We start from the raw sequence: 12,602 nt of genomic DNA on the forward strand, positions 1-12,602 counted from the left end.
CGGTGCAGACCGGTCCTGCCGGATCCGCCCGGTCTTCCGGCCCCCGGGGTGTCACGGTCGGTTGCAGGCCACCTCGCTCAGCAGCTCGAGGTAGTCCGCGCCCCACCTCTCGACCGTGGGGTGCTCGAAGAGGTCGGCGGCGTAGTTCAGGGTGCACGTGATCCCGTCGGCGTCGGGCGTCAGCACCAGGCACAGCTCGGCCACCGCGCGGTTGACCGCGACGTCGTGGACCTCACTGGTGATGCCCGGCAGGTCCAGCACCGGGATGCCCTGCGTCTGCATGACCACAATGACCTGCGGGAACGGCGAATCGTCCAGGAGTTGCCGTTCGGTGAGGTCGGCGCGGAGCATCGGCAGCGGATAGTCCTGGTGGTCGGCCGCGGCGAAGAACGTCTGCGCGGTCTCGGCCACGAGGGCCCCGAAGCCGCCGGTCTTGCCCCCGCCACCGGCCGGCCCCGTCCCGCCGGAGCCCAGCCGGAGCATCACGTTGTTGGTGAAGTGCCCCACCAGCGGCTCGTGTTCGCTTCGGATGCGGTTGGCGATGTTGCAGGCGACGAGCGTTTCCGCCCGGCCGGTGAGCCGTCCCAGCAGGATCCCGAAGGCGCTCAGAAGGACGGTGAACACGGTGGTGCCGTGGCCGGCGGCCAGTGCGCGCAGCCGGGCGGCCGGCTCCCGGGGGATGCGCAGGGTGACGTCGCCGCCCCGTCCGGTGGGTTGCTCGGGGCAGGGACGGTCGTAGGGCAGGGCGGCCCTCAGCTCCGCTCCGGCCAGGACGTGTTGCCAGTGGGCGCGCAGCTCCCGGCCGCGCGGTCCGGCGAGGTGCTGCTGCTGCCATCGCCCCACCTCTGGAGAGGTGACGGTGAGCGGCGGCAGGCCGGCCCCGGCGTCGGTGGGCAGCCCGGAGCCGGGGGTGCGCAGGGCGGCGGCGTAGAGGGCGCCGAGGTCGCGCAGCAGGACGTCCAGTCCCCAGCCGTCGATGACGATGTGGTGAACGACGACCAGCAGCACCCACTGATCGTCGGCGGAGCGCAGGAGTGCCGTGCGCCACAACGGTGCGGTGGCCAGGTCGAAGGGTTGCTCGGCATGGAACCGGACCCACTCCCGGGTTGTCTGTTCGTGTTCCCCTGGCAGGAGGGTGCGCAGATCGGTGACGGGAACCGGTACGGGAGCAACGGGCACGACCTCCTGGACCAGCCGGGTGCCGTAACCGATGAAGCGGCAGCGCAGGGCGGACTGCCGCCGGGAGAGGGCCGTCAGGGCCCGGCCGAGGGCGTCGGCATCCAGCGGCCCGGTCATCGGGATGCGCTGGGCGACGTTGAATCCGGCGGGGTTCTGCCCGCCGGTGTGCTGCTGGTGCATGCGGCGCTGGTAGACGGTGGCCGGGCCGCTGGTCTCGGGTTGCGGGCCGGCGGTGGGCGCGGTGAGCCATTGCAGGAGTTCGCCCTTGTGCTTCCGCAGGCCGGACAGCAGGTCGTCGGTGACGGCGGCGGCGGGCGCGTCGTAGCCGAGGGTGTCGCCGTCGGCGGTGAGGCGGACATCCGACTCCCGCAGCAGGCCGAGCAGTTCGAGCAGTTCGCCGCCCCCTTCTGCCCGGGGGTCCTGCTGCCCGTTGCGGGGGGCCGGTGTGCCGGTGGCGGTCACAGGGTCCCCCTGACGCGCTCGGCGGGACGGGGAGCGGGCTGCCGGTCCTCGGCCGGAACAGGCGGGCCGGTGTCCGGACCGGCTGCGGTCTGCTGCTCGTCCCGGATACGTGCGGCAGTGCCGCGGATCGTCGGCGCTCGGAAGAAGTCCAGCACCTGTACTTCGGTGCCGAGCTCGGCGCGGATGCGGTTGAGCAGACGGACCACTGTCAGGGAGTGGCCGCCCAGTTCGAAGAACGAGCGGTCGGCGGGGACGGACTCGAGTCCGAGTTCGGCCGCCCACAGGTCGTGCACCCGGCGCTCCAGCGGGGTCGCCGGCGGACAGTCGGCTGCACCGGAGGAGAAGTCCGGCCCCGGCAGGGCGGGGATGTCCACCTTGCCGTTCGTGTTGAGCGGCAGACCGGCCAGGAACACCCAGGCCTGCGGGACCATGTGGTCCGGCAGCCACTGGCCGAGGGCCTCACGGATCTGCTGTCCGGCACGCCGCTCGTCCGCCGCGGTGACTGGCTCGGCCGGCACCACGTAGCCGGTCAGGCAGGGCCGGCCGTCCCGGTCGGTCCTGGCCACGACCGCGGCCTGCTCGACCCCGGGCAGCCGCAGCAGCGCGTGCTCCACCTCGCCGGGCTCGACCCGATGGCCGCGGACCTTCACCTGCCGGTCTGCGCGGCCCACGAACTCCAGCTCCCCGTCGGCCCGGCGTCGCACCAGGTCGCCAGTGCGGTAGAGATCCCCCGGGATCCGGCCGCTCGGGTCGGTGACGAAGTGTTCACGGGTCAGCTCGGGCCGGCCGATGTAGCCGGAGGCGAGCTGGGCCCCGCCGACGTACAGCTCGCCCGTTGTCCCGGATGGCAGGGGACGCAGTCCGTGAGGGCCGCGGTCGAGCACGAGGGCGGTGGTTCCGGGTAGGGGCCGGCCGATGGGTGGCAGGCCCTCGCGGCCCTGCTGTTCGGGGACGTCGGCCCAGGTGGACAGGACCGTGTTCTCCGTGGGCCCGTAGATGTTGACGAGCCGGAACGGTGCGCCGGCCGGGCGCCACTTGCGCAGCCGGTCGCCGCCGGTGACGAGCAGACGCGGGCCGGCGCCGGGGGCCCAGTCGAGGTCCAGCAGCAGCTCGGCCAGCGGAGTGGTGAAGAACGAACTGGTGATGCCCTCGGCGAGCAGCCAGTCCCGCAGCGCCTCGGGCGCGGTGCGCACCGCGTCGGGCACGGTGTGCACGCTCGCCCCGACAGCGAGGTGGGCCCACAGCTCGAAGCTGCTGGCGTCGAATCCCGGGCTGGAGATCCAGCTCGCCCGGTCCGCCGGGCCGGTGGCGAACTCGCGCTGGTGCCAGTCCGCGACGTTGGCCATGGCGGAGTGGCGGATGCCGGCCCCCTTGGGCCGCCCGGTCGACCCCGAGGTGTAGAGGATGCACAGCAGGTCGCCGGGTGCGGGCTGGGCGTCCTCGAACGGCAGGTACGGCTCCCGCTCGGTGCCGGACCCCACGGTGAGCACGGGGACGGCTCCGGCCGCCGGGGCTGTCTCCGGCTTGTCGCCGGTCAGCAGCAGCCGGGCGCCGCTCTCGCGGAGCATCCAGGCCAGGCGTTCGGCGGGAAGGGTGGGGTCCAGCGGCAGATACACGGCTCCGGCCCGGACGGCCGCCAGGGCGGCAACCGCCCACTGCGGGCCGCGCGGCAGGAGCAGGCCGACCACACCGCCGTGTCCGCAGCCCGCCTCCCGGATGCGCCGGGCGAGCGCGGCGGACCGGTGGTCGAGGTCGCCGTAGGTCAGTCGGGTTCCGTCACCGGTGACGGCGAGGGCGTCCGGGTCGGCTGCTGCCCGGCGGGCGAACCTGTGGTGCAGCGGTTCCCCGGGTGCCGTGCCGTCGTACGCCTCGGTCCAGGGGGCGGCCGTCCCGTCCCGGGGCACGGGCTTCGCCTCCGCGGTGTCCGTCCGGATCAGCTCCGAGAGCGTCCGGCCGGGGGTTTCCAGGCCGGCGGCGAGGACGGCTTCGAAGAGGGCGAGGAAGCCTCGTACGGTCGCCTCGTCGAACAGGTCGGTGCTGTATTCGACGCGGCAGCGCAGGCCGTCGTCCAGATCCGTGAGGAAGAGGGTGAGGTCGAAGGGCGCCTTCCGGGTGGGGATGTCGAGGGCGGTGGCCCGGATTCCGGGCAGGTCCAGTTCCAGGACCGGCTCGGTCTCGTACTCGATGCACACCTGGACGACCGGGGTGCGGGAGGGGTCCCGCTCCGGGTTGAGCTCGCGCACGAGCCGCTCGAAGGGCAGCTCCTGGTGCTCGTACGCCTCGAAGGCGGTGGCCCGCACGCGGGCCAGGGCGTCCTCGAACGTGGGGTCGCCGCCGAGGTCGGTTCGCAGCGCCAGGGTGTTGACGAAGAACCCGACCAGGTTCTCGGTACCGGCCGGGCGGTTGGCGACCGGTGTGCCGACGACGATGTCGTCGCGGCCGGTCAGCCGCTGGACGGTGGCGCAGAAGGCGGTCAACAGGACCATGAAGGCCGTGGACCGCCGGCGGCGGCCGAACTCGCGCAGGTGAGTGGTCATCCGGGCATCCAACCGGGCGTGGACGGAACCTCCCTGGCCGCTCGGAACCGCTGGGCGCGGGCGGTCGGCGGGCAGTTCCAGGTACGGCGGTGCGCCGTCCAGTTGCCGCAGCCAGTGCTCCAGGCTGCGACGGCCGTCCTCGCTGTCGGCTGCCCGGCGTTCCCGCTCGCCGAATCCGGCGCCGGCCCGGGAGGACGGGGGCAGCCGGTGGGGGCGTCCTTCGACGGCGGCGGCGTACAGCTCGCTCAGATCGGCGGTGAGCACCGCGGCGGACACGCTGTCGAAGACGATGTGGTGGACGGTCAGCACCAGGACGTGCCGGTTGCCGGACAGACGCAGCAGCCGGGTGCGCAGCAGGGGGCCTTCGGCGAGGTCGAAACGGTGGGTGTTCTCCTCGGCGACGATGCGGTTCAGCGCCGATTCCTCGTCCTGACCGGTGCAGTCGAGGAGTTCCGGGCCGTCGTGCGGGTCGTCGAGGACGATCTGCACCGGTTCTCCGTCCTGTTCACGGAAGACGGTGCGCAGCGCGGGGTGCCGTTCGACGGCCTGTTGCAGTGCGGTGCGCAGGGCACCGGTGTCCAGGGGGCCGTCCAGCCGGACGGCGGAGCACTCGTTGTACGACGTGCGTCCGGGGTGGAGCCGGTCGAGGAACCAGATGCGCTGCTGGGCGTGGGACAGCGGCTCGCCGGCGGGCTCACCCGGGGCCGGACCGGCCTCGGGGGCCGGGGTCTCCTGGTAGCGGCGGCGCAGTTCGTCGAGGTACGGCAGTGAGGCGCGGGCCTGGTCGGGGGTGACGCCGAAGTCGACGAAGTAGGCGATCTCGTCGGCGCCGGCGGCCAGGACGGTGTCCAGAACCCGGGCGGCGCTGTCGGGGGTGCCGATGAGGGCGCGCTCGTGGCAGTACCGCTCGAAGGCCCGGCCGAGGAGGAACTCGAGGTCCTCCTCGGGGGTGTTCTTGTAGTCGATCTCCATGCCGAGGCTGTTGCTGACCTGGCCGAACAGGGAGAGGGAGGAGCGCATGTAGCGGCTGAAGGCGGGCAGGGCCTCGGCGCGGGCGCGTTCCACGTCCGCGCCGAGGTAGCTGTGCAGCAGGACGACGACCCGCCCGGCGGCCGGGTCGAGACCTGCTGCGGCCCGCTCGCTGCGGTAGAGCGCGATGTTGCGGGCGAGGTCTTCCACGGACTGGGTCATCAGGTTGGTGATGACGCCGATGCCGTTGCGGGCTGCCTCCCGGTAGCTGCCGGGGTTGCCGACGATGGCGGTGTAGAACGGCGGCATGTCCTGGACCGGCCTGGGGAAGAGCCGCAGGGCGATGTCGTCGCCGTGGCCGTTGCGGCCGGGGATCTCCTCGCCGCGCCAGAGTTTCTGCACGGTTCGCAGGTGCTCGTACATCACCTCCTTGTGGCGGCCGTAGCTGTCGGGCTGGAAGACGAAGTCGTTGGGGTGCCAGCCGCTGGCGCAGCCGATGCCGACCCGTCCGCCGGAGAGGTTGTCGATGACCGACCACTCCTCGGCGACCCGCACCGGGTGGTGCAGGGGCAGGACGACGCAGCCGGCGTTGATGCGGATGTTCTGTGTCTCGCGGGCGATGGCGGCGCCGAGGACGGCCGGGTTGGGGAAGACGCCTCCGAAGGAGTGGAAGTGGCGTTCGGGCAGCCACACCCCGGTGAAGCCGTGCCGGTCGGCGAAGCGGGAACCGTCCAGGACGATGCGGTACTTGTCGTCGCTCTCGCTCTCCCGGGGATAGTCGCCGAAGAAGTACAGACTGAAGTCGGGCGAGCCCGCGCGGCGCGGCCGGCGGGCGGGCGCATTGGCCGGGGTGCGGGGGGCGGGCAGGGTACCGGCGGCCGTGCCGCTGTCGGGCAGGTCGCCCGCTGCAGGATCCGGGTGGCCGGAGACGGGCGCGGGGGCCTGCTTCGCCGGGCCGGCCGGCACGGGGAGCGCTGGTGCGTGCGGCGGTACGGGGCGCGGGGCACCAGCGGGGGTGAGGAATCCGCCGCGGCGCATGTCGAACAGGGCGTTGCGCACGGCGTGGACGAGGAATTCGAGGTCCTGCTCGCTGTGGGCGGTGGAGAGGAAGAAGTTGCGCCACTCCCACACGTAGACGCCGCGCAGCAGCAGGTGGTGGAAGAACAGTTCGAGGTTGCCGCGGTACTCGAACCGGAACAGCGAGCCGAAGTGGGCGATGCGGACGGGGAACTCCTCGTCCTCGAAGAACCGGTTGAGGGTTGCCACCAGCCGTTCGGTGGTCGCGTTGAGGTTCTCCTGGAGACCGGGGCCCTGCTGCTGGAGGTGGCCGAGGACCGCTTCGGCCGCGACCATCGCGACGGGGTGCTGGATGTAGGTGCCGCCGAAGAAGGTGGTGTCGCGCGGCGGGTAGCTGGCGTCGCCGTAGCTCCAGTGGCCGCCGTCGATGCCGTCCATGAGGTCGGCCCGGCCGGCGATGGCCCCGATGGGATAGCCGCCGCCGAGGCATTTGCCGTAGGTGGCGAGGTCGGGGGTGACGCCGAAGACGCCCTGGGCGCCCTGCTGGTGGGGGCGGAATCCGGTGAGCATCTCGTCGAAGAACAACACGATGCCGTGGCGTTCGGTCAGTTTCCGCAGGGAGTGCAGGAACTCCTTGGGCTGCAGGCCGGGGTGGCGGCTCTGGACGGGCTCGACCATGACTGCGGCGACCCGGCCGGCGATCTCCTCGATCGCGGTGAGGGATTCGGGGGCGCCGTACTCGAGGACCACGAGGTCGCCGACGGCGCCCGCGGGGATGCCGGTGGAGACCGGTACGGTCTCGCGTCGCCCGTTCTCCAGGACGGGGCGGCCGAGGACGTTGTCGGCATGTCCGTGGTAGGAGCCCTGGAACATCACGACGGTGTCCCGGCCGGTCGCGGCCCGGGCCAGGCGGATGGCCGCGGAGTTCGCCTCGGTACCGGAGTTGGCGAAAGCCACCCGCTCGAAGCCGGTGAGTCCGGCGAGGAGCTCGGCGGCCCGTCCGGTCTCCTCATTGCGCGGGCCGAGGCGGATGCCGTCGGCGAGGTACCGGTTGACGGCGTCGTTGACGAACTCGGGCTCGTGGCCGAAGAGGAGCACACCGAAGCCCATGGTGATGTCGACATAGCGGTTTCCGTCGACGTCCTCGAGGTGGGCTCCGCGGGCCGCGCGCGCGGCCAGGGGGTACTGCATCTCCTTGGTGGCACTGCGGAATCCGACCACGGCTCGGCTGTCGGCGAGCACCTTGCGGTACCGCTGGGTGCTCGCCTTCGAGCCGGCGGTGCGCTCGGTCAGCTGCCGGGTGAGGTCGTCCAGATGGGCCTGCTGCCCGGAGGTGAGCTTCCCGGAAGCCATGCCGGAGCCGCGGGGGACGGCGACGCGGGGGCCGTGCAGGGTGGGGGCCGGTGCGGCGGCGGGGGCGGCAGGTCCGGCAGCGGGCGCCGGGGCCGCAGCGGGGGCCTGCTGTGTCGCTGCCGGAGCCGACTGCGCGGTTGCCTCCGTCGGGGTGGGGGCGTGGACCGGTTCCGAGGCGGTGACCGGCGGGGCTGGTGATGCGGCCGGGACGGGGCCGGCCGCGGGCGTTCCGCCGAGCAGGGCGAGCTGGTTGCTCATCAGTTGTGAGAACCCGGCCATGAGCTCGAGTTGACGGTCCACCAGTCGGCCTGCCTCCGAGACCGCCACCGGCGCGCCGGCAGCGGGCAGGGCCGGCAGTCCCGGATCCGGAACGGCGGCCGGCGGTGTGACCGGGGCGGGCAGCGCGGCGTATGCGGGCGCAGCGGCAGGCAGGACGGGCGCGGGGGCCGCCTCCGGTGCGGCGGTCGCCTCGGCCTGGGTGGCCGGATCGGCCGGGGCGGCCGTGACGGGCAGCGGCGCGGAGCCGCTCGGCGCCGTGGGCGCCGTGGGGACGGTGGGGACCGTGGCCGGGATCGCGCACGCTCCCCCGGCTGCTGCGGCGGGTGCCTCGTCCGGCATGCCCCGCAACGTCGCCGCGCGCTCCGGGGAGACCCGCTCGGCGAGGAGTGCGCTCAGCCGCTCGGGGCTGTCGGCTTCCTCGAACAGCTCACGCATCGCGATCCGCACTCCGAAGGCCTTCTCCAGCCGGCGGATCATGTTGATCATCAGCAGGGAGTCGGCGCCGAGATCGAAGAAGGCGACCTCCGGAGCGACCTCCTCCACCGGCAGGGAGAGCTGATCGGCGGCCAGCTCCCGTACCTGATCGAGGATGCGGGCCTGCAGCTCGTCCTGCGACGCCCGCCGGTCGGGGTGCGGGTCCGGCTGGGGGGCGACGGATTCGTTCGTCATCGGGGGGCCTCCGGCCGGCCGGTGGTCGGTGCCGGCACTGATCCAGTGGGACGTGCCGTGGAAGGGGTGGAGCGGCAGGCGCACATGGCGGCCCGGTTCGCCGGGCGCGGCGAACGCGCCCCAGTCGAGGGCGGTTCCGCCGCAGTGCAGCAGCGCGGCGGCCTTCAGCAGTCCCTCCGTGCCGCTCTCGCCGCGTGGCTGGGACGCGGTCCATCCGGCGGACGGCAGCGCCCGCCGGCCGAGCGAGGTGAGCGTGGCGTCCGGGCCGATCTCCAGATGGGTGGTGGTGCCGAGGGCCGCGAGCCGGGACAGGACCGCCGCGTAGTCGGCGCAGTGACGGGTCTGCCGGAGGAAGTAGCCGGCATCCGGCGTGTGACCGGCCGGCAGCAGCTCCCCGCCCAGGTTGCTGACCAGCGGGATCCGCAGCGGTTCCAGACGCACCTGTTCCAGGTGGGACCGGAACTCCTCGAGGGCCGGCTCCACGAGCGCGCTGTGGAAGGCGCGGTCGCCGGGGAGCAGGCGCACCGGGTGCCCCGCGGCCTCCAGCCGGCGCACGGCCTCGGTCATTTCTTCGGGCGGCCCTGCCAGGACGTGGCTCGTCGCGCCGTTGACGACCGCGAGTTCGACGCCGCTCAGACCGTCGGCGGCCCGCTCGGCCGCCTCGCGTCCGGCGAGGACGGCCGCCATCGTCCCGGGCGGGCAGCGCCGGCGCATCACGTGACCGCGTACCGCGGTCAGATGGAAGCCGTCGGCGACGGACATGGCGCCGGCAGCGCAGAAGGCGGCGTACTCGCCGACGCTGTGTCCCGCGACGTAGTCGGGGCGCACGCCCAGGGATTCCCACAGCCGGGAGAGCGCCGTCTCGAAGGTGAACAGGGCTGGCTGGGTCAGGTCGGTCGTCCAGGGCCGGTCCGCGTCCGGACCGTTGGCCGCGCTGTCGCCGCCGAGGAGGACCTCGGTGATGCTCCGGCCCCAGGCGTCGCGGTAGTGCTGCTCGCACTCGTCGACGACGCGACGGAAGGCCGGGAAGCGGTGGTAGAGCTCCCGGGCCATGCCACGGCGCTGGGTGCCCTGGCCGGCGTACAGGAACGCGAGGAGCCCGGTGCCCTCGGGGGCGGCCGTGCCACGGACCCAGCGGGGACGCGACGGGGCGGGTCCGTCGGCGTCCGCGGCCAGGAACTCGTCGAGGGAGCGGGCCAGTTCCCCGGTGGTGCGGCCCAGGACGACGAGCCGGTTTCCGTGGTGCCGGCGACGGAGCGCGGCGGTGGCGAACACGTCGGCCGGGCGCAGGGCGGGGTCCGTGCGCAGCCGGTCCCGGTAGGCACCGGCGAGTTCGGCGAGGGCCCGTGGGCTGCGTGCCGAGAGCGGCAGCAGGCCGGGGCCGTCCGCGGCGGCCTGCGGGCCGTCCTGGCCCGGTTCCGGCTCCGGCGCCTCCTCCAGGACGACATGGGCGTTGGTGCCGCCGACCCCGAGGGCGCTCACGCCGGCCCGCCGGGGGGTCTCCCCCCGCTCCCACGACCGGCCGGTGGCGGACAGGCAGAACGGGCTGGTGTCCACGTCCATGGCCGGGTTGGGCCGCTCGAATCCGGCGAGGGGCGGGATGTAGCGGTGCCGCAGCGCCAGCACGGTCTTGATCAGCCCGGCCATGCCGGCGGCGCTGTCCAGGTGGCCGATGACGGGTTTGGCGGAGCCGAGGGCGCAGTACGTCCGGCGGTCGGTGCTCTCGCGGAACGCCTGGGTGAGGGCCTGGAACTCGATGGGGTCGCCGAGTTCGGTGCCGGTGCCGTGCGCCTCCACGTAGCCGATGGTGTCTGCGCTCACCCCGGCCGACTGCAGGGCACGGGAGATCACCCGGCGCTGTCCGGTGACGCCGGGGGCGGTGAATCCGACTTTTCCGGCGCCGTCGTTGTTGACGGCGGACCCGAGGAGGACGGCGTGGATCGTGTCGCCGTCGGCCAGCGCCCGGTCGTAGCGCTTGAGCAGGACCGCGGCGACGCCGTTGCCGCCCACGGTTCCGTCGGCGGCGGCGTCGAAGGCCCGGCATTCGCCGCGCCGGGACAGGATCGATCCGGGGACGTAGTGGTAGCCGGTGTTCTGCGGCACGTGCACGGCCGCGGCCGAGGCGAGGGCGACTTCCGCGTCGCCGGAGAGCAGTGACTGGGCGGCCAGGTGCACGGCGACGAGCGAGCTGGAGCAGGCGGTCTGCACGCCGACGGCGGGCCCGTGCAGGCCGAGCCGGTGGGCGACGCGGCCGGCGGCGAAGTCGGCCTGGTTGCCGATGGCGAGCTGGAGCGCGGTGACCGGGTCCTGCGTGTCCTGGGTGGGCAGCAGGTTGTTGAGCAGATAGGTCTGCAGGGCATGCAGGGTCATCCCGGTGCCGGCGAACACGGCGACGCGGGTGTCCTCACCGGCCCCTGCGTAGCCGCCGTCCTCGAGGGCCTGGTGACAGACCTCCAGCAGGAGCCGCTGCTGGGGTTCCATCACCTCGGCCTCGCGGGCGCTGATGCCGAAGAACGCTGCGTCGAACCGGTCGGCGTCCTCGAGTGCCCCGCCCACGGGGACGTGGTCGGGGCGGGTGCGCTGCTGCTCCGTGACGCCGGCGGCCTCCAGTTCCTGCGGGGTGAACGTGCGCAGGCCCTTCTCCCCGGAACTGACGAGCCGCCAGTAGGCGTCCAGGTCGGGAGCGCCGGGGAATCGGCCGGCCATGCCGATCACGGCGATCCGCCGGTCGTCGCCGCGGAGGTCGGCGGACGCCGCGGCCCGTTCGGTGGTCTCCGGCTGCGCGCCGCCGGTCAGATGGCCGATCAGTTCGGCTGCGGTGGGGTGCTGGAAGAGCACCGTCTGCGCAACCTTGCGGCCGAGGGCCTGCTCGAGACTGCCGTGCACCCGCATGAGCTGGATGGAGGTGAGCCCGATCTCGTAGAACGGCCGCTGCTCGTCGACGTCTTCGCCGACCGCTTCGGCCAGTGTGTCGAGGACCAGCCTGCGGATGCGCGCGCTGTCACCGGGCAGGGCGGTGGAGCGAGAGGCCGCCGTTGCCGGCCGGGGTGCGCTCCCGGCCGGACAGCCGGCGGATTCGGCCCGCTGCGGCAGAACGGTCACCGGCACCTCGAGTCCGCGCAGGTCGGTCAGCGGCGGCAGGACCGTGTCGCGGGCGGGACGGCCGGTCCGGGCGACCGGCCGTTCGAGGGGCGTGGGGTGGTCCGGCCGCAGCAGTCCGCGCAGCGCGGGCGAGGCGTCGTCGAGCCCGGCGAACCAGCGGCCGGGCGGCTGGGCGAGGACGACCCGGGCCAGGCGCCGTCCTTCGGCGGCGCTCAGCACGTGCATGCCACGGCGGGCGGCCACGTCCTCGTACGGGTTGCCGCGGTTGATGCCGATGCCGCTCCACAGTCCCCACACCACGCAGGTAGCGGGCACGCCCAGGGTCTCCAGGTGGTCGTGCAGGGATTCGAGGAAGCGGTTTGCGGCGACGTACGAGGCGGACTCGGCGGAGGGTGTGACGGTCAGCAGGGAGGAGAAGGACACGAAGCGGGCGCCGGGCCGCTGCCGTACGAGCGCTGCGAGGTGCAGGGCGGCGACGGCCTTGGCTTCCAGGGACTCCCTCCAGTGCCGCGGTGTCTCCCGCTCCAGCAGGGCGGGTCGGTAGGCGCCCGCCAGGTGCAGAACGCCGTCCAGCGAGCGTCCCCAGTGCCGTTCGGTCTCCTCCACGGCGGCGGTGACCGCGGCCGCGTCGGCGACGTCGACGCTCCGGTAGCGCACCTCGCCGCCGAGTGCCGCAAGGCCGTCTAGGGTGCGGGCGGCGGCTGCGGAGGCCGGTGTCCCGCTGCTTCCGTCCGTCTCCGGCAGGGGTGTGCGGCCGAGGATCAGCAGCCGCAGCCGGAACCGCCGCAGCAGTCCGGACAGCATCTCGGTTCCCACTCCTCCCAGTCCGCCGGTGACGACGAGGCAGGAGCCGTGGGCGAACAGGGGCCGTCCGGCGGCATCGGTGGAGGGCGGGAGCGGGGTGGCCTTCACCAGGCGCCTGCGGTAGGTCCGTCCGCCGCGCAGAGCGGCCTCGGTGGCGTACGGGTCACCGGGCCGGGCCCGCGGGAGACCGGCGAGCGCCGCGGCGAGGTCGCGCGCGTCCCCGGCCGCGCT

Annotated in this window: 2 protein-coding genes; both read right to left on the reverse strand. The window is 73.6% G+C overall.

What is annotated here, in order from left to right:
• Positions 1–51 precede the first annotated feature (51 nt).
• A complete protein-coding gene (locus tag M1E25_RS20120) occupies positions 52–1,641 on the reverse strand; it encodes a condensation domain-containing protein (RefSeq protein ID WP_251417641.1) in 1,590 nt (529 codons plus the stop codon).
• Positions 1,638–12,479 carry a non-ribosomal peptide synthetase/type I polyketide synthase gene (locus tag M1E25_RS20125; protein WP_251417643.1) on the reverse strand — a complete coding sequence of 3,614 codons (10,842 nt, stop codon included), beginning with the start codon at positions 12,477–12,479 and terminating at the stop codon, positions 1,638–1,640. Before M1E25_RS20125 ends, M1E25_RS20120 begins: the two co-directional genes overlap by 4 nt.
• Positions 12,480–12,602: the final 123 nt, after the last annotated feature.

Origin of the sequence: Streptomyces meridianus, assembly GCF_023703325.1 — a bacterium.
Taxonomy (GTDB): Bacteria; Actinomycetota; Actinomycetes; order Streptomycetales; family Streptomycetaceae; genus Streptomyces; species Streptomyces meridianus.